The sequence below is a fragment of the Alicyclobacillus fastidiosus genome, assembly GCF_026651875.1.
GTDB classification, from domain to species: domain Bacteria; phylum Bacillota; class Bacilli; order Alicyclobacillales; family Alicyclobacillaceae; genus Alicyclobacillus; species Alicyclobacillus fastidiosus.
In genome coordinates, this window is the sequence record NZ_CP104067.1 from 460,798 (window position 1) to 485,828 (window position 25,031).

Sequence of the window (25,031 nt, forward strand, 5' to 3'; positions counted from 1 at the left end):
GATTGGATATCGGAACAGGGTCAAGGGCATCCTACTTGCACATTTGCCCTCCCGTTTGTACGAAAGCAAAATTACTTGAGGTGCTTTTTCACAAAAGCCAATAAGGTTTGCCCCAATGTAGTGAGCACAACACCTGTTCCACTGCATTTATCGCATTGAACCTTTTTGCCACCATCCGATTCCACTTCACCAGTGCCTTTGCAATCCCAACACGGCAACTCTAAGTCATCCATTGAAATCTGCAAAAACATCGACTCCTTTCAAGTCACGCCTTACGGAGTATAATTACGTTCAGGTGACGAGGGGGGAGTTAACACCTTTTAGTACATTCACCATCTTGAACCGAGATTCCCCCGTCTGCTTGTTTCACTACTTGAACGAATAAATCACATATCCTAAGTATACCGCTGACAGCCACATCATTGTGGCGGATACGCGATTTAAGGCTTGGAGTGATGAGTTTCGTAACGCCACCTTACCCACCATATGACCTGCAATCGACAACCCCAGAAACCACAACCACGATACCGTAGCACTGGCTATGCCGAACGCAATTCGCTCCGTCCAAGCCGTATACGCCACCGCACTGCCGCCAATCACCGCAAGCGTATCAATGAGGGCATGCGGATTAAGGAGTGATACCGACGATGTGAATCCAATTTGTCGTTTGGCTGTCCAAGCCGTCGAAGAGATTTCATTACTCTCCCCTGCGTTCTTTACCCTCCAGGTAGACCATCCCATATATAGCAAGAACACAATACCAATCGCGCCAAACGTATAACGGAGCCATGTGATATGGAGAGCTACCGTTGAGACACCGAGGACTGCCAGTGCGATCAGAAACGTATCACAAATTGACGCGGTAATTACGGCTGGCAGTGAACCCGACCAACGGCTGTGCAGTGCCCCCTGCGTGAGAATAAATCCGTTTTGCATCCCAATCGGCAAAATCAGTCCGAGAGATAAGAGAAATCCATGGATGAAAGCAACAAACAACCATACCCCTCCTAACGCATTTCCTAATCAACATGTTAAAGGAAGGAGTATAATTACTGCATGCGAATGTTTAGATGATAACCTTCGGTCAATTCGATTAGGGAGAGCATACTGTGGAACTCAAACAACTGGTGGTTTTTCAAGTTGCCGCCCAAGAATCCAACTTTACACGGACAGCCGAAATACTCAACTACGCCCAGTCAACCGTGACTTCACAAATACAATCCCTCGAATCTGAACTTGGCGTGTCGTTATTCGAACGATTGGGTAAACGGGTCATTTTGACTGAAAAGGGTCGCCGCTTCAAGCAGTATGCGGATCAGATCCTTGCATTGTCCAAGGAAGCAAGAAGCGAGATGGGGGAGGGCGACGAACCGAGTGGAACCCTCGTGATTTGTGCCCAAGAAACCCAGACTACATACCGTTTACCGCCACTGTTACATGAATTCCAAAGGCGATATCCCAAAGTACAATTGGTTTTTCGTCCTGGCATATCTGATGCCGATATCCGAGTGTATCTTGGAACAGGGCAACTTGACGCGGCGTTTTTGTTCGAACCACCAGTCTCGTCGGACACACTCATCGTAGAACCGCTATGCAATGAACGAATTGTTGTCGTAAGCCACCCACAACACCCGCTCGTAAACATGGTCGAGGTGAAGCCAGAACACATAGAAAATCAGACTGTTCTGCTCACGGAAAATGGGTGCCACTATCGACGTAGGTTTGAGGATACTTTGATCGACGAAGGTATCCAACTCGCTGGGAAACTTGAATTGGGGAACGTCGAGGCGATTAAGCGGTGTGTGATGGCGGGCATTGGAATTGCCGCTTTGCCTGAAGTTACGGTGGAAGAAGAAGTATCGCAAGGACAAATGGCAATTCTTCCGTGGACAGGGTGCGACTTTGACATCGTAACGCAATTGGCGTGGCATAAGGACAAGTGGATGTCTCCTGCACTTTCGTCCTTTATCGAAGTATGCAAAGAAATAATACTCGACAAGACAAACACACCATACATGACAGAGAAACAACCGATGTAGGTGTGAAGGTAGAATTTCAAACCGAATTTGAGATTGATCCTTCTGAACCCTCATTCCTGTAATTTCTGATTCGTGGGGTCATGAAGGTCGCACAACCGATCACAATCGTTGCTACCCCAGAAGCTAAGACTAAACCTGTAAGCCCAAGGGGTGTCGCTAATAAGCCACTCAGCCAACTGCCAGTAGGTTGTCCCAGACCAGTGATGGGTCGAATCGTACTGGATACCTTCGCTTGCATTCGCAACGGTACTATCTGTTGAATAATCGTCCGATAGAGTGGCTCGTATGGGGTATAAACCAAGCCATTAAGCAACATGATGCCGAGAACCATCCAATACTGATGTGCAATCGCCAATAGTCCCGTAAGTATCCCCCAAAGAATGATCACGGTTGCCATGGATGGACCCATAGCCCGTTTCCAGGGTTTCCTCGAAAAGATAACGCCTCCGATGAAAGAACCCACGGCAAATGCCGACCACAGGAGTCCATATGCTTTTGCGCCTCCAAAGTTGTTCCGAGCCACAATAGGCAATACGATGGCGTACACCCCAAAGAAAAAATTGAAAAAGAAGGTCAGTCCCCCCAGTTGCAGGAGCAGTGGATTTTGCTTCAGTACTCGGAGAGTTGAGAAAACGGTGTACCTGGAGTGTGCAAAGACGAAGGAATAGAAAATAGGAAAATTGCACAAAGGATGAAGCTGACTGCATCCAGTACCAAAACAAGTCCATATCCAAGCCAAGCTACGGACAATCCAGCAATTGCGGGACCGACTAACCAGGTAAGATGGAGATACACATCATCGAAGAAATTGGCGGTACTTCGCTCATCCTCTGGGAGAAGTTCCGCAACCAATTGTGAGCGTCCAGTTGAAGTCAACGGGGTTACAACAGAACTAAGCGCCAGCAACACATAACTTAACCAAATCCAGTGAATCCCTAAATGGCTGTTAACGGCGATGCCACCATAAATCAATGCGAGTAGTACATTGCCCAATACCATCAATCTTGAGCGAGAAAATCTGTCACCAAGCACTCCAGCAAAGGGATTCACTATAGCGGCTGGAACGCCAACGCAAAGAGAAATCAGCCCTACTGCGGCGGGTGAATGAGTAATGCCCAAGACCATCCAAAGAACGGCGGCACTACCCAGTTCATTACCAAGCCCTGAAATTACGGAACCCAGCCATAGATTTCGGAAGTGCCTACGTCGAAGAAATATCGAGATGCCTTCATGGCGTATTCTCATAATCAGTCTCCTACTGAAGCTAACCAGACGTTCGATAGTTATGGTGTTACAAAGTTGTTATTATCGGCTGATTTGTTGCTCCTTGGAATGTAGCTCCATACGCAACCATCACGGAGTAAATCATACTCTGTCAGGCAAATATCTTCTGTACGACATTAGTCGTAAGACCAAGGTTAAACAAAAGCGCTTTCTAATCACGATTTAACAATCCATTAGGTCTCAACCGAGCCATTATGATTTCGTCAACGTAATGTCCCGCACTTCGAATCGAGCCTGATTTCATTCCTTCCACCACAAATCCATGCCTCTCGTACAACTTTTGTGCTCTCGGATTTGTAGCCAATACACCGAGTTCGACTCTCTCCAACATTAACCAGTTATCTGCCAGGTCGAGTACCTTTTTGATAAGGGTAGTACCAATCCCTTTACCATGGTGTTCGGAATCCACGGAGATATAGAACGTTCCTACATGAGACCTTCGTCCAGCCATCTGTATAACGGCGGCATTTCCAACAACCTGACCATCTACTTCGGCGACAAACTCATGGTGATTCGCTCCCTGGTTACGATATCGTTCCTCTACCTGTTCAACCCGTGTACTCGGAAGAGAAAGGATATATGGCATCACTTGTTCTTGCATCTGAATACGATGAATGGCACGGGCATCGCTGGCTTGTACTTGTCGAATTACTATGTCCATCACGTTTCCTACCTAATTCCGATTGTCCTAAATATACCAGTATTGTGGCAGACAAGCGTATAGTGATGCCTTTCCCGACCGAGGACAACGTGTCCGTCAGCAATTGGACATCTTCTACGTCAATTGGACAGGATAGACAGTACAGTCGGACAGGTTCATAGGGAAATAGGGCAAAGTCACACTCAACGGGATGCTATCAGGGTGTATAATGAAACCAGTCGTATGGAAACTTGCCGAGGCGGGGTGGGAGCATGACGATGCATATGCAATTGTTTTATTTACTGCCTTTGCTTTCGGTCGTCATTGGTTTTGCATGGCATTTGTGGCATAACGCAAACTCCCAGTTTCCACCTTCAAGTCGTCATCTACTGTACGTTCCCAACCTTGGGATACATGAAAGCGTTGAGCCAATAGTACAGCCGATCCTCCGCATTATCCGCACTGTGCGTCGAAAGTTACTCAGGACAGGCGACAGTGATGAAGAAGCACCTTCCTTTGTGTTGCTCTGAACCGTTGAGATTTGAAGCACACAAAGGAGGATATTTGTCATGTACGCCAACATTGAACAGGTTCTTCACGCTCTCTTGTCCTCTTTGGCAGGGTTCACCCACGACTGGGGTATTGCCATTGTTTTATTTACCATTGGGATACGGCTACTTTTAGTTCCCCTTTCCATCAAAGTTGCCAAAAGTGCCATCGCCCAAGCATCAATCGCGGACAAACTTGCGGAACTACAGAGGTCATGGACGGGATCAAAGTCCGATTTGATGCAAGCCCAGCAGAAACTAATGAGGGAGCATGGCGTGAAGCCATTATCCTCAGTAAGCCTTTTACTCGTACAGTCGCCAGTGTTCTTTGTTCTCTACAGACTGTTTCGATATTTGAACCATTCAGCGACGAGTGTTCTGATTCCTTGGGTTCCTTACCTGACCGTTGCTGACCCGTTTCACATCGTCCCAATCATCGCGGGTGTGTTGATGGCATTAGGTACTTTCGTGACATACAGCCAAGCACATCTGGGAAATGCCCAGATAATGAGTGCAGTCGTCAGTTGTGCGGTGACGATGGTTGTCTTATGGGGTGCGCCGATTGCGGTAGCCTTGTACTATACAACCTCTGGAGTTTGGGGAACTCTGGAGAGGTTCATTTACAAAAAGCTGTTTGTTCCAAGGAAGAGCGTCGCTTCCGTCTGAGATCTTAGACAGGGTTCAGGACGAAAAGCAGTACAGCCCTTATCTCCATGAGGGTATGTACTGCTTTTTCTTACAGGGAGAAGGTCCACTGGACGAAAGTTCACTCTCCATACTTTGCCGAGTTTTCAAGCCCAACGTGGTTCACTCACCGAACACCACAGCCTGATTCAAAATCCGCTCTGGCGGGCGCGGATGGTGGGGCATGGGGTTTGGAACGAGCCGAAATGAGAACGTGTTGAGGTCGTCAGGTAACTTTGGACTGACCATGTATACCAGGGAAGATTGGTTGGTGTGTCCTTGGGAACGGTGCAATTGGATCTGTCGCGCTTCATTCGGCTCAACGTCTAACATAAGCTGAATGTTTAACTCTGCAGTTTCCGTATCCTCATCGGTGTAAATCTCCACGTATGCAAGACTGAAATCTGCATATTGCTCCATTCGAGTCACTTGATAGGTGATTCCCTCCGACTGTACCTTCTTCATCACAGGAATGATTCCAAGCAGGTTTTGTGGTGAGACGGGAAGACGTGGGGGGCGGCGCGGATTGTTCATCGCGGCAAACACCGATGCAATGACGTGACGGTCAACCTGGTATTCCTCACACCACCGATCAAACTGCTCCTTGTCGGGATAACCGTTCGTACCTTGGCTGATCCGAAGTCGTTCTGCTATCAGCTTCGCGAGTTGTTCGTCAATCGGTTGTAGGCGAGAGTCATAGGGAACTCGCATCACGGACACCAGTCTCCTTTGCATCCAGATTCGCGGCGTTTGCTGATATCGTACCAGATTATGGACAGGAGAGGGGACTTTGGGGTCAGGGTCTTTGGAAAACCCAATGCCCCAGCATGCACGGAATAGTGATGTATTGTACCTATAAGCCACCCTCTGGCTTTACTACCTTTACGATGTGGAGACCGACCGCTGATACCGCCACTTGTCCATCGCTCTAAAAATTGCAATAAGTATCACGATGGGCAAACACCGAACCGCGATGAGTAGTGAGAGTTGGAACAGTGTTAACCAATGAAATTTGTACAAGAATAGCCACATCCCAGTCGAGATGGAGATTAGCGTTGGAGTCACGCCTACCCACGAATTCCATGTCCACAGATACAACAGGAGTCCCCAGATAATAAAAACCACCGTTATGATGCTTACCCAAGGCTCCCTTATTGTGAGATCACGAAAGCCAAACAGAAGTTCATTTACATTAAAGGATTGGGGCAATCGCATCAGAACCCAGATGACTCCAAAAATACTCAAGGTCAGCAATAAGGATGCGCGATCCTTTATACAGCGGGTTTTAAAAAGCATTAACACGCTGACGCATAGTGCTAACATGAGGGAAGGTGAGTTCGGAATCGCGGAAACGATGCTTGAAGCATATCCCCAAAAGTCGGGGAATCGTTTGTACCAGCCTCCTGGAAACTGCGAGTGAACTATGTATAGATCGATGAAAAACCATATCAAGAACAGAGAAAACAAGCCGTGTATCATCGGTATGGACAGCCCAAAGGTTTCCTTTGCGATTTTGTGACGTATTGCGGTGGGCTGTCCAAATTTCTCTATCGCCATTTTGGTGGCTTCCTCTTCGACATGACCCGATCTTATGAGACTCTGGGTTTCATCATTCAAATGGGCTGACATTTCTTCAATCCACTCGGCTTTTTCGCGTTTAGTGAGGCCGCTCCGCCGCATCACTCGTTCCAGATATGATTGTATGGGACTTGTCATAGTGCAAATGCCTCCCCTAAGAACGTACTCAAAATTCGCTGATATTTGCTCCACGACTCTCGCGACGATTCCAATGTGGCAAGTCCTTGCTTTGTGATGCGGTAATAGCGTCTTCTGGGACCGCCTGTTTCAGTTCCCCAATAGCCTTCAATGAGGTGTTCTGCCTCCAATCGGCGGAGGGCGGGGTATAACGTTCCTTCTTTCAATTCCAAGGCTCCATTTGTTTGTTCGTTCACGTACTTCGCAATCTGATACCCGTAAGTATCGCCGCGTGCCACAACAGAAAGAACGATAGGATCAATGAATCCTTTCACCATATCACGGTTTATATAGACCACCACCATATATAGAATATCTATATACAAGCATAGACATCTCCAGTGAAGATGTAAAGGGCGTGGTCTTGTTCCGATCAGCCTCCAGCCCCAGTCCCATGGTTTATGGGCTATACTTGACCTTGACCCTATCAACATGGACGGTGAAACACATGCTAACCATCACCAATACACCGAACCTCACTGGACTTTCGATATCTGGCGACTACATTGACCTCGACACCCTATATATGGCTCTGTTCATGATTGTCGGGGACGAAGGGGAATATGGGGACTACGAAGGTGCACGCCTTCGCGTTCTCGGTGTTATGTATGACATTCGACATGCATTCCAAGGAGAGCGAGAATTTGAGTTCGTCCGAAATGGCATGGACGAGGACAGGATGAAACTCCTGGAAATGATCACTCCTGAGAAAAACCTGTACTACAAATGCCAGGTCTACTACCCCGAAGCCCTGTTCGTAACCATGGCAATCAACGATTTCATCCGACTTTATGCTAAGAAACAGGCGAAAAGTGCCCCTTTTCCTTTGGTGGACAAGAAAAACCTGTGGGACGCACATATCGCAACAGCCCGATTGTTTCAGTCGTTGATCGCGAATTGCCTGAAGGAAATAGTCACAGAGGCTTCTTTCAAACGAATCATGAACCTCTTGAACAAGGATTACACATGGACGGATGGATACACCACTCAGTACCTCGACTTGTTGAACATCCGATATCTGAATTTCGAGGACAAGGAAGAACGGGCAAAGGCGTTGTCAACAATCGTGAAGCGAATGGTCGAGAAGGGCAAGGAATATCAGGAAATCGAGCGAGATGTGAGAGAAATGGCGATAGCCAACAACTGCTCGACGGAAGATATTTCTCTGAGTTGGGATTATCCTGAACAGATAGAGTGGTAGAGACCAGGGGGAAGTTTGAAATAAAGGGTGAGGGCTTCGGACTGCTGGTAAATTGGGAGAGAAGGGGTGGTTCAACTTGTATCATGTACTTACTGACCAGGATATTGAGAAGCTCGTTTCAATGAAATCCATAGTAGGCGCGATTGAACGCACCTTTGAGGAACAGGCAAACGGAACGCTTGTTTCACCTCCGCGATTTCGCTTGGAAACGGAGCAGGGTGATTTGGTTTTTACCGCAGGTGCCGCAACAGCCATTGAAAAGGTCATCGGATTTCGTGTCTACGATACCTATACGAATGATTTAGATGGTCATGAGCAATTGGTTTGTGTGTTTGATTCAGATACAGGAGTGTTTAAGGGCATAGTGATTGGGAATCTGCTTGGTGCTGTTCGCACTGGGGCAATTGGTGGAGTAGCAATCAAATCCATGGCACGGACGGATGCCGAGCGATTAGCGGTGATCGGTACGGGTGTACAGGCGCGTACACAGTTGGAGGCGGCTGTTGCTGTTAGGGATATTAAACATGTTCGAGTCTTCAGTCGCAATCAAGAAAACAGAGAGGCATTTGCGGCTCAAATGATGAACCAGTTGGAGGTTGAGGTTGTAGCTGTCGATTCCCCGAAAAATTGCATACGGGGAGCCGATATCGTCATTTGCGCCACCAATAGTGGAACGCCAGTGTTCGACGCGGAATGGCTTCAACCAGGAGTGCATATCAACACGGTCGGTCCCAAATCAATAAAGCGGCATGAGGTTCCAATTGAACTGGGGGTACGTAGTTCCGTGATTGCAACTGACTCCATAGAGCAACTCAAAGCTTATCCAACGCCACATTTTCTCGTCGGTACACCCGATGAAGATAGGATTATACAGCTTAGTGAGGTTGTTGCTGGGAAAACACTTGGGAGAAAGGGTCAAGATGACATAACCCTGTTTTGTTCCGTGGGTTTGGCGGGTACAGAAGTAGTTGTTGCGAATGAAATCATGAAAGAGGCAGTGGATAAGGAGTAACCGCAAATCCACATTGATGTAGGATTTAATCGTGGTTATGGAACTCACGATGAAGTTTATAGTATGCCAGTCTGATGGGAGCAGGAGCCAAACCATTCACGGAAGGACGATCCATTTGGCAGGACATAATCTGTTGTTAGACGAGTTATATGAGAAAGACATTCAACAACTTATAAGGCTATCCGAGTCAGTGGGATGGGATTACGATGAGTCAGAAATCAGAACAATTATGATATCTGGGTTGGTATATGGACATAAGACGATGGCTGGAGAAATCGTTTCATGTGCCGCCATTATTCCATATGGAGACAACCTTGCATCACTTGGGATGGTGATTGTTCATCCAAACTATAGGCGACTTGGATTGGGTAAAGAAGTGACAATAAGATGTATACAGTCAGTTCCCCGTTCAGTACCCATTATGCTCATCGCTACACCTGAAGGAAAACCAATGTACGAACGTTTAGGATTCAAATCAGTGGATTCTATTCAAAAATACCTATGTGATTCCTACCATCCTCCGAGAAATACGGATGTGATTGATTACTCCTTTGCTCCGTACCACCCAAGCCATCTACCTGGGATTATCAAACTCGATCAGTCTGCTTGTGGAGCGAATCGAAAGAAGTTTTTATCTGTACGTGTGCAACAAGCAAAACAGGCAATTACAGTGCAAAACAGAGAAGGGGACATCGTGGGGTATGCCTTTAGTATCCAGGGAACAGTCAATCTAATCATTGGTCCCGTCGTTGCACCCAATTACAAAGTTGCCAGTCATCTGTTACATAAGCTTGCGATTGCGAATGAGAGTAGGCTTCGAATTGATATCCCGAAAGAACAAGGAGAGTTTGGTTCTATACTGGTTGAGCGAGGATTTCAAATGGTTTCATCACCACCAATTATGCTCTTGAATGGTGATGACCTGCCTGCAAGAGATCGAACCTTGTTTGGAATCGCGGCACAAGTTTTCGGTTAACGCCGACATCAGTACTCGGACAATAGCGATGGAGTTGAAAACGAGGAAAATGAGAACCTCTTTATGAAACTTAGGGCAGTCGCCTTCCGTGCGACAACGTTCAACCGTGGGGGAAGTCAGTCGCCTAAATAGGAGGCTATCTTCTCTATTCAACAGTGAGGCAGGTGTGCACACTGATGAGCGGAAAAAGTGCTCGACCTGTGGGATGGACAACTGCGAGACATCGGGTACGAGTCGATGGGTGAGAACGGGATATCTGGACGAAGGTACTTTCAGAAGGGTAGAGACAATCGCACGTATCATGTGCATGTTTTCCAAGTTGGAAGCCCTCATATTGAGCGGCATCTGGCATTTCGCGATTATCTGAGAACGCATCCAATTGAAGCGAGAGAGTACGGAGACTTCAAGCAAAAATTGGCGCAAGAATTCCCGTATGATATCGGGTCATATATCCAGGGTAAGGAAAGCTTGGTCAAGGATATTGAACAACGGGCGTTGGAATGGTATCGCGACAATTCAAAACTGAGACGCACGACACAAGAGGAATAAGGGACTTGCTAAAGGATACCGAATGTCACATAACAGGGGATGAAGGGAAATGCCTTTACGGATATTGTTCGTTATCGCACTGTTGGCGGGCATCGCAGTCAGCTTTGCGCTCAACAAACTGCATAGAAGTAGGTTAGACCACATGATGTTAGGCGGGTTGTGCGTTTTGACTGGCGGCGTTCTGTCACTAAACCCCCACATAGCTGATACAACTGAAGCTTCGGTTGTAATGTTCGGATTGGTTTATTTTGGATTCGTTGTTGGTGTTTTAGGTTTTTTCCTCAACAAGCCTAATTCGTAAAGTGACAAGGACATCACAGAAAAGCAAGGATGTTGTTTCACCCATCTTGAACATGCGTTATCCATTGCCCGTTTGTCACTCGGTTAACGGGCAGAAGAGTTTGATAGCGACACAATCAAAATCGTTGGGAGCCATTGTTATGAACATCACTCAAACAACAGATTTTGAGTTAATTGCACGTTTGAACAAGCCTATACATGAGTTGCATGTATCCTTATACCCTCAATATTTTACCGAATACAACTTTGAGGCAATTCGAGATTCATTTAAGGAGTTGGTAAAAAACGATTCGTTTATTTTTCTGCTTCTGGAAGACGGTAATGATGCGCTTGGATATGCATGGGTGGAGTTGAGAAATTACCCTCAAAACGCCTTCACTAAAGCACGTCAAGCGTTGTTTGTCCATCAAATAAGCATAGTAAATGACCAAAAGCGAAGGGGATATGGAACAGCGTTAATGAACCACATCTACGACATAGCACGAGAGCAGAGCATTGAAACAGTGGAATTGGATTACTGGGCTAACAATGAAGTTGCCAAGAACTTTTACAAAAAACAAGGGTTCTCTGGATATCGTGAATTTGTGTACAAGCGTGTCTGAGCGTTGTTGGACAAACGGTTAGGCTAACTGAACAAGGAGTGACTACATATGCATATCGGAAATGAGAAAATACACCCTGATTGCCCTGTTATCAGAAGAACAGTGGAAGTTGGAGGGCTTACGAAAGCCCAACTTATCCAAAAATTGAAACAACAGTCTATCTTAATGAATGAATCTGCAGAGAGGCTATTTGCTGATGATAAATTTACGACTTCTGAATCAAAGTACATCCTACAGACTGTTGAACTAACCGTTGCTCGGCTTCGACAGTCGTAGATACACGAAATCCCGAAACCCGTTGGTGCTTCTAGGGTTTCGGGACTGTGGATAACTTCGTGTGGTGCCTACAGCGTATCTGTGGATATGTCCGAGAACAACGGTGGATGTTCGTAACCCAGCGCTTTCAGGATTTGTGCCTGCTCCGGGGTTACTTCTGTTCGCTGCCGGACTCTGCCGCTACCAGCTTTGTAGGTTACAAGGTGCATCTCGTTCATGACAGAACGGATCTCTCGCCATGTGTGGCTAGTTCGGTTCTCTGCCACCCGAACCAAAAGTAACGAGAGCCAGCACAGTAGTACATGTGCCCGAATCCGCTCATTCTTCCTGTGGTACATCGGGCGCAATTCCATGGTCTGTTTCAGAGAACGGAATGCCGCCTCAACCTGCCAGAGCTGCTTGTATCCAAGGGCCACATCTTCCGCGGACAGTGTGTCGTCTGAGGTTCGGATCAGATACTTTCCGTCCAGTCGTTCCATCGCCTTAACCGCCTGGTGGTCAACTGTGAGATTGCCACGCTTGTCCGACTTCAAGTAACGCTTGAAGGTCGGGTGACTTTGCAATCGACAGTGCGCCTTGGTGTGTGCGTCGTTATCCAACTCCTTGAGTCGTGCGAGCTCTGCTTCCAGGGCCTTGAGGTGTGCCTCGCGCCGAAACGCATCTCGGCGAGCTTCATCTGGGTTGCGAACGAGCACATATCGGACCCGTGCCTCACCGTCTCCTACGACGATTTCCTTTATTTCAAGGTTATCCCGTATCGTTTTAAATCGCCCAGGACGAGACATGGCATCTTCGACTGTCTGCTTCCCAGAGGTCATCTTCTCTCCAGCAATGTAATGCCCTCCGGCTTTCTGGAGTTCACGTAAATTGTCCTCCGAGCTGAACCCACGGTCGACGACCGTAACGACGCGTCCGAGACGCCAGCCAATGAGGTCCTTCTTCACTTCTGGAATGACGGTCATGTCTGACGTGTTCCTGGCCATACCCAACACCGCACAGGGATGCCGTCTCGGGTCACTACAAAACCAATTACGACCTGCGGTAAGTCCGGCCGGTGGTCCTTGGAGTAGCCGGGTTGCTTCAGACTGTCTTCTTCCGGCTCGTCATCCATTTCAAAGTAGCTTGACGTGGTGTCAAAGAACAGTAAGTCGACTTCCAGGTTCAACAAGTCGGCGACAGTCTCGAACACTTCTCTCTGGATGTCTACGTCCGATTCAATCAGGAAATCCATTGCACGGTACCCCTGGTGGACCTCAAAGTTCTCAACACCGGGGAGTGCGATGTCTCGCTTCACCCAGTCCTCCATGCCAAGCTTGCTCGAGGGGTCCAAGGCTCGATTGGCGACCATCGCAAAGATGGCCCGCTCTATCGGGGCTTCATATTTGCGCTGTGCCAGACGCTTGGATATGGCTTGACCCACGCCAAGTTCATGCCACAACGAGTCGACGATATAAGCGGTGCCAAACGTTTTGCTATCGAGCAGACTCAACTGCACGCTATCCTTGGGCTCCGACGCAACGGGTTCATCACCAAGGAATCGTGAGATGCTCGCGGCAAGCCTCTTCAATCCATCCATGTCCACTTCATCTTCACGCCCGAAGTGGTAGAGGACTTTCGCTTGGGGATTGCCGGTCTTGGGATTGCGTTCATTATGGGCAAGCTGCACGTAGGACGTGACAGAACCGTTTTTATTTTTTCGTGATATCCGCCGTATGTACATGTCTACATTTTAAAATCATATGTTCTACGAAGTCAACTACTGTGGATAACAATACTAGTTATCCACAGAAATTCGCATGTCTACAACTTTTCGTAAAAATGCCTACATAAAATAACCGGAATTCCGCGCCGTTACGGGATTCCGGTTATCCACAAATGCTTATAAACGGGTTGTAACTGTCGAACCCGAGCGTTGGTGACCTGGGCTTTCGTGAGGGAGCTACTATGGGTCAGATCTTTAATAGAGCGAGCGAACTTGGTTTGGAATTATGTCCGCTTGAGTTGGGACCTCATCTGAGACTGGTATATCTGGACCAGCCTGAAGGTTCTTTGGGGCATCCTTTACAGCGACATCAAGCTCCATACGGCTCTATCACAATAGCATCGGAGATACTAACTGAAGACGATGACTTTCCAAAAGGCTTTTATCTTAGACGAATTAACGGCGTATTGTGGCTACGCGGATACCGTGCTGACCATCTGCACGTATGGAATCCCGATGACCATTTTATCTTTTGTCAATCAAAAGAGTCTCCCGAACATCCAATGCCATAGTGGCACCCCTTTCAGGTTTGCCTGTCTTTATAGATGCAATTTGAGTCCTTCATGTGAAGCCTTAAATCCAAGGCGTTCATAAAATCGTAGGGCATCTACGCGCTTTTTATCTGTCGTTAATTGCATCATATGGCATCCCCGTTCCTTGGCTCGCTCAATTGCAAAACGAATCATTTGACTACCCAAGCCCTTGCCGCGCTCGGATGAAGCAGTACGCACACCTTCTATCGTTGCTCGCCATCCCCCCTGATAAGTGATATGGGGAGTGAATGTGACCTGTTCAACGCCGACGATAGTATTGCCAACACACGCCACAATCAGTTCGATGTTTGGATCAGAGTCGATAGCTCGAAATGCCTTGATATAACTCTCAGGAAGAGGATGTTCATAACGTTCTCTGGTGTTGCCTAAATTGTCGTCGGAAAGCATGAATACGATTGAATCAAGGTCTTGCTCAGAGGCTTCGCGGAAAGTAACAGTTTCCATTTCTACGATAAATACCTCCTTTATAGCGGTTCGGTGAAAAAATTGTGAGCGAAAAAATCCCTGTCGGGAAGTAGGAATCGAATAACGCGATAAGAGGTACATGATTTCATATACGCGATGGTCGCTGGTACCCAGATTACTTGTCAACGCGAGTCTTTGTCACAGTCGCCTACCGTGACGCAAAAAAGGTCGATTAACGGGGGAGCATGGTATACTACTCGCTTACAATTGCTACTGCTTCGATCTCAACCAGAAGTTCTGGTTCGATGAGAGATTTCACTTCAACCATCGTAGCGACAGGGCGAATGTCTCTGAAGAACTCTCCATGAGCTTTTCCGATTGCTTCCCATTTCGATATGTCTGTTACGAACATTCTCGTCCGAACAACATCAGACAACTTGGCTCCAACCTTTTCGAGTGATTCTTTTATAATCTCCAGGGCACACACAGTTTGGGCATGAGCATCCCCAATACCGACCGTTTTACCATCTCTGACGGCTGTAGTGCCTGCGACTTCAACGCGATTTCCAACTCGAATTGCTCGGCTGTAACCTACTACTGGTTCCCATGAAGAACCTGTCGATATTCTGATTCTCTCTGTCATGTAAAGCACTCCCTCTGTTCTATCTTGTGATTTAAATCAGTTCGTAAGAATGAGGGAAAATTGTTATAACAGCTTGTAATAGAGAACTGTCGTATCCAGTTGCCCATTCGCAGATTTTGCGTACTGAGGGATTCGTCCAGCCTCAATATAACCAAGGGAACGATATAACGTGTTGGACGAGTCTCCCGCTCTGGTATCGAGGACAATGAGAGAACGCCCTTCTTGAACCGCCGTATCTTCAGCAGTTCCCATCAATCGTCGGGCAATGCCCAGTCTTCTCGCCTTTGGGTGTACCATCAACTTTGCTATCTCAGCCCGATGCTTGCCGTTTTGCTTGGTACTGAGTTGAAGCTGAACGGTTCCAATAACTTCTCCGTTATACTCCGCTATCCACAATCTTACGTCGGGAGCAATGACACCTTTCCAATACTCAAGAGAATCTTGCTCTGATAATGGGGTTAAAAATCCAATAGATGCGCCATCCTCAACCACATCAATCAGCAACGAACTCAGGGAGTTCATATCTCTCGTGTCCCATTCTGTAATTTGCCTAATCTCCAACTCTGTTTCCAAGGTACTCCCTCCAGTCTATGTTCAATATCATATCGCATTTGAGGTGTTTGGTAATGGTCATCGAAGTTCTGCGGTTTTGAATCACTATGATCCGTCGCCAAGCCATCTACCTGCATTTCCGCTATACTTATCTCAACAGTGATCATGGCGGAGTGCGTGAAGATTGCTTGGGGTAAGACTTATCCAGGAGAAAAGAACAATCGCATGTGGGTCGCAGTAAGGAGTCTTTCAAGCTACCAGGGATGAGGGGATGTTCCCGTGAACACACGTAATATTGTGGAAGACGATTATTACAAAGTGATTGAAGTATTGGATGATTGGTGGGGTGGTCGCCAGATGACGCACCTCTTACCAAGACTGTTTTTTGAACACTTTCAGCCCACCAGCTTCATTGTTGAAAACGACGGCATGTTATCGGCTTTTCTCATTGGCTTCGTTTCACAAACACATCCAAACGAAGCTTACATTCATTTTGTCGGTGTGAACCCTCAACTTAGGCAGAGTGGGTTAGCCCGACAACTGTATCAGAAATTCTTTGATGTGGTTCGGGATATGGGCTGTAATATCGTTCGGTGCATCACTTCTCCAGTCAATGAGGGATCTGTGTCATTTCATACTCGAATGGGATTTACCGTTGCCGTTGGCGTTGATTATGCAGGTCGGGGTCAAGACCGTATTTTGTTTCAGAAGAACATCACTCCAGAAAACGACATAGGATTTTTGGCTTGAAAGTTCAGGAACCGTAAAACACGCAAGACAGTAGGGAAAGACGAGACAAGACATTTGGGGAATCCTACATTTGGGGAATCCTGTTCGCGATGGGGGATTTGTTCCGAGAAAAGGGGAAGTGGCTTATGAGACGAGTCGAGGTAACTCCCTACAACGAGCAATGGGCTTCGATGTATGCGGCAGAAGCGGAGAAACTGCGCCGTATCTTTGGGAGGCAATTGGTCGCGATTCATCACATTGGAAGCACGTCAGTTACAGGTTTAGATGCTAAGCCAATCATTGACATTATGCCAGTGGTTCAGAACATTTCATTGGTTGACGAATACAATCAGTCTATGCGAGACATCGGGTACGATCCGAGGGGTGAGAACGGGATACCTGGACGAAGGTACTTCCAGAAGGGCGGAGACAATCGCAGGCATCATGTGCATGTCTTTCAAGTTGGAAGCCCTCATATTGAGCGGTACCTGGCATTTCGCGATTATTTGAGAGCGCATCGAAATGAAGCGAGAGAGTACGGAGACTTGAAACGAAAATTGGCGCGAGAATTTCTGTGTGACATTGATTCATATATCCAGGGGAAGGAAAGCTTGGTCGGGGAGATTGAACAACGGGCGTTGAAATGGTATAGGGATCTTCTAAACTGAGTAAACCCCATGCCCGTTTCCGTGTGTATTGGCTGTTCTGATTTACATGAGGTTGCCGTCACAAATTATGCATTGCAAGGGGCATATAAATGCAGTTGGTAGTCTTGCGTATGTAACGGTTAGAATGGCGATACAAACTGCCATGGGTGCATATGGTTAAATTTTACGGTAGAAAGGAGTTAGACCGTGTATCAGGATTTTGAAATCGACATGATAACTAAAGATGACGGTCTTGCTCTTCAGAATTTGGCTCATAGTGTTGGATGGAACTTTACGACAGGACAAACGAACTTGTTCATTTCTCCTGCTGGTAAGCTATTCGGGTATCGTTTTGAAGGGAACTTAGTTGCGAGTGCGGGAATTTACATCTACGGTTCTGCTTTGGCTTCTTTGGGTGTCGTTATTGTTCATTCGGGTATTCAACGAAAAGGACTTGGTAAAAGTATCGTAAAACATTGCTTAATTGAAGCCGAACGGGTTGGTGCACCTGTTATGTTGGTTGCAACAGAACAGGGGTTTCCTTTATATAAATCTCTTGGCTTCCAAACAATTGGGAATATACATCGCTTTGAGGTTAGTAAGCTCCTTGAAGACATCAGGATTAACGGGGCTTTTCAGGTAGACCAAGTTCAAGAAGGCGACCTCGATCAGCTTATTGCATTAGATGAGACGGTAATCGGTGCAAATCGAAGTAGATTGTATCCAGTTCTCTTTTCAAATATGGAATGTGGTTATGTCGTAAGAAATTCGCAAAATACCGTTGTGGGATTTGGTCTTGCAGGTCGTCGCAACAATGTACTGGTGGTCGGTCCAATGGTGGCAGACACACAGGATGTCGCACTAACGCTTATGAGAACCTTCGTATCGGGCTGGTCAGGTCCAGTACGTATTGACGTTCCGAGCCAACAAGAAAAATTTATGAAACACCTTTTAACGTATGGCTTTGAAGAGAAAATGATATCTCCACTCATGATTCTGAATGCACATGAACTTGGTGGGAAACGTGACCAACTCTATGGAATCGCCGACCCCGTATTTGGTTAATGAAGTATTTTTTCTTGAACTAAAGGGGCGTAAATGCAAGAAGTTTATTGAATAAACGAACAGGAATGTCGAAGGCAAGGGGAGGGTGATTTGTTGGTGGAAGTTATACAAATTAGACGATTACGGGAAGATGAACAATTTCCAATGTCATTGCTTTTGCTTGCCGATCCTTCCAAAGAAGTGGTTGAAAGTTACATTCACCGTGGGCAGTGTTTCGTAGCCGAATCTAACGGTGAAATCATTGGGGTGTATGTGCTGATTGATACACGTCCGCAAACCGTCGAGATTGTGAATGTTGCTGTCGTGGAAAAGAAACATGGTAATGGGATAGGGAAGCAACTGGTTCGTCATGCAATTGAGACTGCAAGGTCTATGAGATATAAAACGATTGAACTGGGAACAGGGAACTCCAGTGTTGGGCAATTGGCTTTGTATCAAAAGTGTGGTTTTAGAATCGTTGGCGTAGACAGGGATTTTTTCACTATCCACTATGATGAGCCGATTTATGAGAACGGAATACAGTGCCGCGACATGATTCGACTTGCTTTAAATTTATAATTGCAGTCGCAATTCCTTCTGTCGCTAACGGAGGCGTAAATGCAAGAAGTATATTGAATGAACGGGCAGTAGGGCGACATAGCTCAAATCGCCCATTGTGACAAGTGAGGTAAACCCGATGAAAATTCGCCAAATCCGTGAGGATGACTCGGAAAACTACATCGAACTGTGCAAAAGGCTTGATCAGGAAACGCAATTTATGATGTTAGAACCTGATGAGCGCACCATAAATGTTCAACAGCAGAGGGATGCCATCAATTCCTTGTTAGCCACTGGAAATAGTATGATCTTTGTCGCTGAGGATAACGGTAAACTCGTAGGGTACATAGGTGCATATGGTGGCGAATTTCGGAGGAATAAACACAAAGTTTACATTGTCATTGGTATCTTACAGGAGTACGCGGGTAAAGGAATTGGGACATCCCTGTTCACAGAGACAGAGAAATGGGCAAGGGAGATTGGGGTTCATCGTCTTGAATTAACCGTGATGGTGCATAACGAGGCTGGTCTGGCTCTCTACAAGAAAATGGGCTTTACAATAGAAGGGATTGCGAGAGACTCGATGCTCGTGGACGGGAAGTATGTCGATGAGTATTATATGGCGAAAATTCTTTCGTAGTTATCGTGTTGCTTCCCCATCGTTTCTGAACTATTGGGGGGCGAATGTTCAGCACGAACGGCTCCCCCAAACTGCATCCAACACTCAGTATAACTGAACGCCGCAATCCCCTGCATTTTACGACTCGAAAGACACTTGTCCCTGAACTCTTCACGGAGGTATATCATGTCTGAGGACCTTTACTTTGATGAGCTATTGAGTGGACGAACATTGCTCGAAAAAGTCATGGAGACTTCTGATGTGTTGGCTTATCATCACGAGGGGTGAGGGGGAGTCTAAAGGTGGAGATCGGAGGTATCAATCATCTGCTATTTTCCGTCTCGGATCTTGAGAGGTCTATCAAGTTCTACCAGGATGTGTTCGGCGCGAAATTACTGGTTCGAGGGCGGAAGTTGGCTTACTTTGATTTAAACGGAATCTGGTTAGCATTAAACGTGGAAGAGGACATTCCGAGAAATCAGATTCACCAATCTTATACGCACATCGCTTTCTCCATTAGTTCCGACGAATTCGATTCAGTTGTTCAGAAACTACAGGAATTAGGAGTGAACATCCTTCCTGGGCGAATGCGCGACGAGCGCGACAAGCAATCTGTTTACTTCACCGATCCTGATGGACACAAGTTTGAATTTCACACTGGAACTTTGCAAGACCGTCTGGATTACTATCGAGAAACAAAGCCGCACATGCAGTTTTTTGAGTGAAACGGCTGTAGGGAGTGGAATGCCCGATGAAGTTGGTTGGAAACGATATTTATCTCAGGTTTTTGGAGGAATCAGATGCCGCCGCGAAGCTGGAACTGAACGTGCGGAATCGTGCCTTTTTTGAGGCTTTCCTGACGACACGAAGCGAGGACTTTTACACTATCGAGTATCAGGTTAACTCAATTAAATCCAGTATCGCGAAAATGGAGCAAGATGCAGAGTATGTATTTGGCGTGTTTTTAACCAGTACGGATGACTTGATTGGCATTGTCTCATTAACCGAAGTAATGAGAGGTCCATTACAATCCTGCTGGTTAGGGTACTCGTTGGACAAGGCGTACAATGGGCGTGGATATACAACGGAAGCCGTCCGCCTCGTAGTTGACTATGCGTTTCGAGTGCTAAAGCTCCACCGAATTGAAGCTGGCGTAATGCCGCACAACCGAGGATCAATACGAGTTCTTGAGAAGTCGGGATTCGAAAAAGAAGGTCTTTCCAAGAAGAACGTCCTCATCAATGGAAAGTGGGAAGATCATCTACATTTTGCAATCGTGAATCCTGACGATTAGCCACATGGATGGGATGGGTGAGCACAACGATGAACGGAAAAGTATGCCCCATGTGTGGAGGGGACAATGACTGCGGTAATGTTGCTGGCAAAAAGCACGGTACATGTTGGTGTGACCGTGAGTTCTTCCCCAGGGAGATATTCGACAAAAGCCCATCAACAGGGTCAGAAAAAACGTGTATATGTCAAAACTGCCTCCAGAAATTGAAAAGTGGCATTTCTACTTAATTCGGCATGTTAACATGAAGTCAGAGGTTGGCACAGTGATTTTCGGAATCCAACACGACGAGGGCATTTTATTTGGGTGAGGTGATACAGATGTTTTATCAGCCGTTGTTTGAGAATGACGTTCCCACCCTTCGCTACTGAGCGAAGGAAATTCAATACGAGTTCCCTTCGCCAGTGGACAAATAAGTCCTAATATGCGGAGGGATTGATGTGAACTCACGGTATTTAGGCGGACTATACATGGCACTCGCCGCAAGCATTTGGGGTGGCATGTATGTGGTCAGCAAGGTATTGCTACAAAACATTGAGCCACTTGCTTTAGTCTGGCTTCGATATGTTGTAACTCTTTTCGCCTTGGCAATCAGTATCCTTGCCACGAAACAGTCGTGGAGAGTTTCCTGGCGGCATGTTCCACTGGTCGTCGTCATTGGAGTTGTAGGCTATGCGGTGTCTATTTGGACGCAGTTTCTTGGTACGAAGCTTTCCACGGCGCAGATGGGCGCAATGATTACATCCGCAACACCAGCCTTTATGGTTGTGTTCGGTCGGATTCTTTTGAGCGAAAGGATAACACTCCGAAAGGCGATGTCAGTTGGGCTTGCGACAATAGGAGTCTTGCTGATTGTTGGGATTGGCGGGTTCAGCCACTCCTATCAACTGGGCGGAGTTATCTTATGCATTGCCGCGCTGACGTGGGCTTTGATGTCCGTGTTTGTCAAGCTTGTGCCAAGCGGTTACTCCCAATTGACGATCACCTTATATGGAATACTGGTTGCAACCGTATGTATCACACCGATAGCCGTGAAGCAAATGGTTGATGTGTCGCCAAGTACATGGCTACAGCCGAGTCTATGGGGTGGAGTTCTCTATTTGGGAGTCGTCTCAACAGCAGGGGCGTTTTTCTTATGGAATAAGGGATTGCAATTGGTGGATGCGTCTTCTGGGGGGCTATACTTCTTCTTTCAGCCACTTGTCGGAACGTTTCTTGGATGGCTGATTCTTGGAGAAGTCGTTGGGCTTTCCTTTTGGGTTGGCGCGCTATTGATTCTGATCGGTGTGGCGATTGTGGTGAGAGAGGTGGAATCATAGGCGATAGTGCGGCGGGTATTCCTACCCCTCTATGTCTATCAAACAGGTTTTCCACCTGCATTTACCTTGCCCCTTACAACTGATACAATGTTGTTAATGGGAATAGAGACAAAGGACGAGAACTTATGAAGAAGTGTCAGTTGCCGCGCCAACGCCAACCTTATATAGATTGCCAGACATCGCTCAGTCAAATGGCTGGGCGTTTTTGTTTGGTCTTGACTAAAGTGTACGAGGGGGCAGACGTGGACTTACGTCCACAACGGTTGACTCAGCGGTGGGAAGGGGAAGGTCGGGGTAAATATGCCAAACGACGAGTTGAAGGAATTTCTGACGGAGATGGAAGACCGAATTAGGTACGACATTCACGAGGTAGCCAACCAATTAAAGGACATCCAGTCACAAGTCAACACCTTGAGCCAACAAGTGAACAATCTGGAGAAAATCATTCGTATCGTGGATCAAAACAACGCGGGGACTTTATCTGGTATTCGGATCGACACAAGGTTGATTAAGGATGCATTGGAAAAATGACATGAATTGTGGGACAGTTGACATCGGAAATAGGGAGAGACCGAGAATGAATTATCGAGAAGAAGTTGACGTGCAAGGCGAGAAGCTCTTGAAGAATGTGCCCTTCGGATTGTTGAGATCGGCACCTTTACTATCGAAAAAAATGCACAGGTCTGTAGCCTGCAACCATCACGTATCGCGGAGCTTGCGAGTGAATCTTAGCGTCAAAAGGAACGGGAGCAGAAGGAAAACAGTAAGACGACTGAATACGTTCGAGCGGGCATCGTAGAAAGTTACGTCTTGCGGTGGAAAAACAGGCGAAATAGGCAACTTAGACACAGAAAACAGAAGAAGTAGGACAGGAAACGAGCGTCTCGTATGGAAAGTTGTCATTACGAAGGTAAAAAACCTACACGATGAGGGCTGATTTCGTTGTTGAGGGCTATTCATGTATTCCCTGGATTTCTGAATATTAAACTCATTGATGCACTGCGAGCTAAGTATGATCCCCTGGTAACCTCATTCCCCCACATGTAACATTGGTGTTTCCGTTTGAAAGTGCCCTTTCAACCGATGAACTCCGAATTCACTTGCAAGATGCCATCCTTGGAGTAAAGCCATTTGACATCGTAATGAGTGGTGTCACTGGTGCGGAGGAGGAGTATTTGTTTCTAAATGTTAAGGTTGGGAACGATGAAATCATCCAGTTACGCGACAAATTGTATACTGGAATCCTGAGACCGTATCTAAACCGTTCGCTCACATACATTCCGCACCTTACCGTTGGTCGAATCAAGGACAAGGAGGAGTTTCGTCGTGCTTTAGAGGAAACGGAAAGATTTAATGAGATTTTTGAAACCACCGTACATGAAATTGTCGTTGAAATCATTGATGCAAGTGAAATGTCCGTCATTGAACTGAAGATGCCGTTGTAAAATAGTGATCCTTTGGTCACACGTTTTCCGTACCAAGTCCTACAAGCCAAAGCCCTCGGCAGAGTGGGCGTGCTTTATCATTTCGAAATACAGCGAGTAACAACGATTATCTACGCCAACGAGGGCATTCGCGTGAGAGGGACGAGCAATTACGGCGGCGGTTGTAAAGGCTGGGCTTCATGGCTCAAAATCGCGAAAGTTGGGTTACATTTGTAGAAAAACAAGAGGACAGTTGCGGGATGAGGTGCGCTGGATACGAAAGAGAGCCAACATTGGCTCCCCTTTGTCAGAACAGAGATTTGAGAAGCTCCCGATCTTCGTCAGAAAGTGAGTTTTTCTTCGGTTGATTGTTTGGAGAAAGCGTGATTCCATCGGCGTTTTGCAACAGTCGCCTCACGATTTCTTCGACCTTCTTGTCCAGGTCCTCTTCTTTGGGTCGGTTCATGTCCCGACGAATCAAGTCACAAACATATGCGCTAATCCCCGTATTTGCCTTTTCCATCACAAATTCATACACTGCTGGATCTCTGAAGGAGATGGAGATTTTGCGTTTAGACATGAGGAGTTAAACCCCTGGCTTCGAGCAGTTTCCAATAACTCATTACATTAGAGTAGCTTCCCTTGTCATCGACCCTGGCATGCGGGAACTGGGCTAAGAGAGCGTCTTTTAGCAGTAGACTGCCGCCTCCACAAAACACAGGTATGGCGAACGATATTCCCTGCGATTTTCCATAGGTGATAATGTCACGAACATGCGCTGTCATCAAATCACTAATGGTGCGTTGGCTGTCGAGCATGACTGTGCCATTGATGGAGTAGACTTGTTCTCGTAAAATGGCTTCGCTTTCGTCCAGCGTGATTGTGGTTCCGAATTGGGTAGATAGCGTCTCTTGGACGTGCCCTCGGAGGAGGTTTACGCCAAGATTTGAGATTACCATACTGTCAACTTTGGGGATCAACCTGTCGAAAGTCGAAAAGGATGCATTCATCGAACCGATGTCGATGACAGTAACTCTGCTGTTTCGGTATTCATCCAGGTGGGTATAGATCGGACCAAGGGATTCAGGCAGTAAGACCAATTGGTTAATCCGAAACACCCAGGCTTGTCCATTCACGCGCAAGGAAATGGGCTTTTGGTCATTCAGGATGAAGTCATGGTAGGCGACCTTGAGTGTCTCGTTCTTGAAAATATGAAGTGGGGTATTCAGTGCCACGGCGACCTGTGGAATGCCGACCCGTTCCACACCAAGTTTCTCCAACATCAGGGCTATTGATGTGTAAACCGCCAGTTTGTGGGTAAGAGAGTGTTTGGAAGCAGAGGCGTAGTCAGCATTCAACTCTGAGCACATACTCCCCAAAAGATACTGCTTGTCCTCAAATTCTACACGATAGGTGTCCCCCGATACCTCGACTCCAGAAAAATGAGTTCCCTCTTGCATGAGGGTGCGGAATCGTTGCTTAATGAAGCCCTGATCCTTGTAGCTAATACTCTTCGAAAAACTTTTCCCCGTATCCACGGCAATTGCGTACATAAATTCATTCCCCTTTCTTCGTATTGTGATTGACCTCATATCATAAGCACTTGCGTGCGAATAAT

At 46.7% G+C, this 25,031-nt stretch carries 31 protein-coding genes and 3 pseudogenes; 20 read left to right on the forward strand and 14 right to left on the reverse strand.

The features are described 5' to 3' along the window. Nucleotides 1–71: 71 nt before the first annotated feature. The gene (rtpA, locus tag NZD89_RS02275) at nucleotides 72–245 is read right to left on the reverse strand and encodes an anti-TRAP protein (protein WP_268006238.1); all 174 of its coding nucleotides are present in this window, start codon (nucleotides 243–245) and stop codon (nucleotides 72–74) included. 124 nt (nucleotides 246–369) lie between these two features. Then, the gene (locus tag NZD89_RS02280; RefSeq protein ID WP_268006239.1) at nucleotides 370–996 is read right to left on the reverse strand and encodes a LysE/ArgO family amino acid transporter; all 627 of its coding nucleotides are present in this window, start codon (nucleotides 994–996) and stop codon (nucleotides 370–372) included. Between the two features lie 113 nt (nucleotides 997–1,109). Here NZD89_RS02280 and NZD89_RS02285 point away from each other — a divergent pair, with 113 nt between their 5' ends. Continuing rightward, nucleotides 1,110–2,039: a LysR family transcriptional regulator gene (locus NZD89_RS02285; RefSeq protein WP_268006240.1), complete on the forward strand. Its 930-nt coding sequence runs from the start codon at nucleotides 1,110–1,112 to the stop codon at nucleotides 2,037–2,039. 16 nt (nucleotides 2,040–2,055) lie between these two features. Here NZD89_RS02285 and NZD89_RS29400 read toward each other — a convergent pair whose 3' ends face one another. The 3 genes from NZD89_RS29400 to NZD89_RS02295 form a co-directional block, all read right to left on the reverse strand. Next, on the reverse strand, nucleotides 2,056–2,727 hold the full coding sequence (locus NZD89_RS29400; protein ID WP_284286056.1) for an MFS transporter: 672 nt from the start codon (nucleotides 2,725–2,727) through the stop codon (nucleotides 2,056–2,058). After that, nucleotides 2,649–3,284 (reverse strand): MFS transporter, encoded by a 636-nt coding sequence (locus NZD89_RS02290; RefSeq protein ID WP_268006241.1) that lies wholly within the window; start codon nucleotides 3,282–3,284, stop codon nucleotides 2,649–2,651. The genes NZD89_RS29400 and NZD89_RS02290 overlap by 79 nt, the downstream gene beginning before the upstream one ends. Before the next feature lie 190 nt (nucleotides 3,285–3,474). Further along, nucleotides 3,475–3,984, reverse strand: a complete 510-nt coding sequence (locus tag NZD89_RS02295; RefSeq protein WP_268006242.1) for a GNAT family N-acetyltransferase — start codon at nucleotides 3,982–3,984, stop codon at nucleotides 3,475–3,477. 548 nt (nucleotides 3,985–4,532) lie between these two features. Here NZD89_RS02295 and NZD89_RS02300 point away from each other — a divergent pair. Next, on the forward strand, nucleotides 4,533–5,177 hold the full coding sequence (locus tag NZD89_RS02300) for a YidC/Oxa1 family membrane protein insertase (protein WP_268006243.1): 645 nt from the start codon (nucleotides 4,533–4,535) through the stop codon (nucleotides 5,175–5,177). A gap of 141 nt (nucleotides 5,178–5,318) precedes the next feature. Here NZD89_RS02300 and NZD89_RS02305 read toward each other — a convergent pair whose 3' ends face one another. The 3 genes from NZD89_RS02305 to NZD89_RS02310 form a co-directional block, all read right to left on the reverse strand. Continuing rightward, a complete protein-coding gene (locus NZD89_RS02305) occupies nucleotides 5,319–5,909 on the reverse strand; it encodes a hypothetical protein (protein WP_268006244.1) in 591 nt (196 codons plus the stop codon). A gap of 168 nt (nucleotides 5,910–6,077) precedes the next feature. After that, a complete protein-coding gene (locus tag NZD89_RS29405) occupies nucleotides 6,078–6,911 on the reverse strand; it encodes a permease prefix domain 1-containing protein (protein WP_284286058.1) in 834 nt (277 codons plus the stop codon). Beyond that, nucleotides 6,908–7,276: a PadR family transcriptional regulator gene (locus NZD89_RS02310; protein WP_268006245.1), complete on the reverse strand. Its 369-nt coding sequence runs from the start codon at nucleotides 7,274–7,276 to the stop codon at nucleotides 6,908–6,910. The genes NZD89_RS29405 and NZD89_RS02310 overlap by 4 nt, the downstream gene beginning before the upstream one ends. A gap of 122 nt (nucleotides 7,277–7,398) precedes the next feature. Here NZD89_RS02310 and NZD89_RS02315 point away from each other — a divergent pair, with 122 nt between their 5' ends. The 6 genes and pseudogenes from NZD89_RS02315 to NZD89_RS02340 form a co-directional block, all read left to right on the forward strand. Next, nucleotides 7,399–8,151 carry a DUF6904 family protein gene (locus NZD89_RS02315; protein WP_268006246.1) on the forward strand — a complete coding sequence of 251 codons (753 nt, stop codon included), beginning with the start codon at nucleotides 7,399–7,401 and terminating at the stop codon, nucleotides 8,149–8,151. Nucleotides 8,152–8,227: 76 nt separating this feature from the next. Further along, a complete protein-coding gene (locus tag NZD89_RS02320; RefSeq protein WP_268006247.1) occupies nucleotides 8,228–9,163 on the forward strand; it encodes an ornithine cyclodeaminase family protein in 936 nt (311 codons plus the stop codon). Between the two features lie 115 nt (nucleotides 9,164–9,278). Continuing rightward, a complete protein-coding gene (locus NZD89_RS02325) occupies nucleotides 9,279–10,139 on the forward strand; it encodes a GNAT family N-acetyltransferase (RefSeq protein ID WP_268006248.1) in 861 nt (286 codons plus the stop codon). Between the two features lie 189 nt (nucleotides 10,140–10,328). Beyond that, nucleotides 10,329–10,688 (forward strand): GrpB family protein, encoded by a 360-nt coding sequence (locus tag NZD89_RS02330; protein ID WP_268006249.1) that lies wholly within the window; start codon nucleotides 10,329–10,331, stop codon nucleotides 10,686–10,688. Nucleotides 10,689–11,128: 440 nt separating this feature from the next. Further along, on the forward strand, nucleotides 11,129–11,590 hold the full coding sequence (locus tag NZD89_RS02335) for a GNAT family N-acetyltransferase (RefSeq protein WP_268006250.1): 462 nt from the start codon (nucleotides 11,129–11,131) through the stop codon (nucleotides 11,588–11,590). A 48-nt stretch (nucleotides 11,591–11,638) separates the two neighbouring features. Continuing rightward, nucleotides 11,639–11,854: pseudogene (locus NZD89_RS02340) on the forward strand (helicase); the annotation flags it as partial. An 80-nt stretch (nucleotides 11,855–11,934) separates the two neighbouring features. Here NZD89_RS02340 and NZD89_RS30045 read toward each other — a convergent pair. After that, nucleotides 11,935–13,586, reverse strand: a pseudogene (locus NZD89_RS30045) (IS1634 family transposase). Between the two features lie 188 nt (nucleotides 13,587–13,774). On the opposite strand from NZD89_RS30045, the pseudogene NZD89_RS02355 reads away from it, so the two are divergent. Further along, a pseudogene (locus NZD89_RS02355) lies at nucleotides 13,775–14,140 on the forward strand (helicase); the annotation flags it as partial. 27 nt (nucleotides 14,141–14,167) lie between these two features. Here the strand turns inward: NZD89_RS02355 and NZD89_RS02360 are convergent. From NZD89_RS02360 to NZD89_RS02370, 3 genes are all read right to left on the reverse strand, one after another. Then, on the reverse strand, nucleotides 14,168–14,626 hold the full coding sequence (locus tag NZD89_RS02360) for a GNAT family N-acetyltransferase (RefSeq protein ID WP_268006252.1): 459 nt from the start codon (nucleotides 14,624–14,626) through the stop codon (nucleotides 14,168–14,170). Nucleotides 14,627–14,840: 214 nt separating this feature from the next. Further along, nucleotides 14,841–15,230, reverse strand: a complete 390-nt coding sequence (locus tag NZD89_RS02365) for a RidA family protein (RefSeq protein ID WP_268006253.1) — start codon at nucleotides 15,228–15,230, stop codon at nucleotides 14,841–14,843. Nucleotides 15,231–15,293: 63 nt separating this feature from the next. Continuing rightward, complete coding sequence (locus tag NZD89_RS02370; RefSeq protein ID WP_268006254.1) at nucleotides 15,294–15,803, reverse strand: GNAT family N-acetyltransferase; 510 nt, start codon at nucleotides 15,801–15,803, stop codon at nucleotides 15,294–15,296. A 258-nt stretch (nucleotides 15,804–16,061) separates the two neighbouring features. Here NZD89_RS02370 and NZD89_RS02375 point away from each other — a divergent pair, with 258 nt between their 5' ends. From NZD89_RS02375 to NZD89_RS02425, 11 genes are all read left to right on the forward strand, one after another. Then, nucleotides 16,062–16,532, forward strand: coding sequence for a GNAT family N-acetyltransferase (locus tag NZD89_RS02375; RefSeq protein WP_268006255.1), 471 nt, complete (start codon nucleotides 16,062–16,064; stop codon nucleotides 16,530–16,532). Between the two features lie 125 nt (nucleotides 16,533–16,657). Then, on the forward strand, nucleotides 16,658–17,179 hold the full coding sequence (locus tag NZD89_RS02380; protein WP_268006256.1) for a GrpB family protein: 522 nt from the start codon (nucleotides 16,658–16,660) through the stop codon (nucleotides 17,177–17,179). Nucleotides 17,180–17,365: 186 nt separating this feature from the next. After that, complete coding sequence (locus tag NZD89_RS02385) at nucleotides 17,366–18,223, forward strand: GNAT family N-acetyltransferase (protein ID WP_268006257.1); 858 nt, start codon at nucleotides 17,366–17,368, stop codon at nucleotides 18,221–18,223. A 105-nt stretch (nucleotides 18,224–18,328) separates the two neighbouring features. Then, nucleotides 18,329–18,781, forward strand: a complete 453-nt coding sequence (locus NZD89_RS02390; RefSeq protein WP_109430193.1) for a GNAT family N-acetyltransferase — start codon at nucleotides 18,329–18,331, stop codon at nucleotides 18,779–18,781. A 118-nt stretch (nucleotides 18,782–18,899) separates the two neighbouring features. After that, a complete protein-coding gene (locus NZD89_RS02395; protein WP_268006258.1) occupies nucleotides 18,900–19,400 on the forward strand; it encodes a GNAT family N-acetyltransferase in 501 nt (166 codons plus the stop codon). Nucleotides 19,401–19,681: 281 nt separating this feature from the next. Beyond that, nucleotides 19,682–20,104, forward strand: a complete 423-nt coding sequence (fosB, locus tag NZD89_RS02400; RefSeq protein WP_268006259.1) for a metallothiol transferase FosB — start codon at nucleotides 19,682–19,684, stop codon at nucleotides 20,102–20,104. 26 nt (nucleotides 20,105–20,130) lie between these two features. After that, on the forward strand, nucleotides 20,131–20,673 hold the full coding sequence (locus tag NZD89_RS02405) for a GNAT family N-acetyltransferase (RefSeq protein ID WP_268006260.1): 543 nt from the start codon (nucleotides 20,131–20,133) through the stop codon (nucleotides 20,671–20,673). 50 nt (nucleotides 20,674–20,723) lie between these two features. Further along, nucleotides 20,724–20,900, forward strand: coding sequence for a cysteine-rich CWC family protein (locus NZD89_RS02410; protein ID WP_268008370.1), 177 nt, complete (start codon nucleotides 20,724–20,726; stop codon nucleotides 20,898–20,900). Nucleotides 20,901–21,110: 210 nt separating this feature from the next. After that, nucleotides 21,111–21,989, forward strand: a complete 879-nt coding sequence (locus NZD89_RS02415) for a DMT family transporter (protein WP_268006261.1) — start codon at nucleotides 21,111–21,113, stop codon at nucleotides 21,987–21,989. Between the two features lie 300 nt (nucleotides 21,990–22,289). Beyond that, nucleotides 22,290–22,520, forward strand: coding sequence for a hypothetical protein (locus tag NZD89_RS02420; RefSeq protein WP_268006262.1), 231 nt, complete (start codon nucleotides 22,290–22,292; stop codon nucleotides 22,518–22,520). 500 nt (nucleotides 22,521–23,020) lie between these two features. Continuing rightward, entirely contained in the window at nucleotides 23,021–23,434 is a 414-nt protein-coding gene (locus NZD89_RS02425) for a 2'-5' RNA ligase family protein (protein WP_268008371.1), read from the forward strand. 286 nt (nucleotides 23,435–23,720) lie between these two features. On the opposite strand, the gene NZD89_RS02430 is transcribed toward NZD89_RS02425, so the two are convergent. Further along, nucleotides 23,721–23,993, reverse strand: a complete 273-nt coding sequence (locus NZD89_RS02430; protein ID WP_268006263.1) for a hypothetical protein — start codon at nucleotides 23,991–23,993, stop codon at nucleotides 23,721–23,723. Further along, nucleotides 23,986–24,966 carry a ParM/StbA family protein gene (locus NZD89_RS02435; RefSeq protein WP_268006264.1) on the reverse strand — a complete coding sequence of 327 codons (981 nt, stop codon included), beginning with the start codon at nucleotides 24,964–24,966 and terminating at the stop codon, nucleotides 23,986–23,988. The genes NZD89_RS02430 and NZD89_RS02435 overlap by 8 nt, the downstream gene beginning before the upstream one ends. Nucleotides 24,967–25,031: the final 65 nt, after the last annotated feature.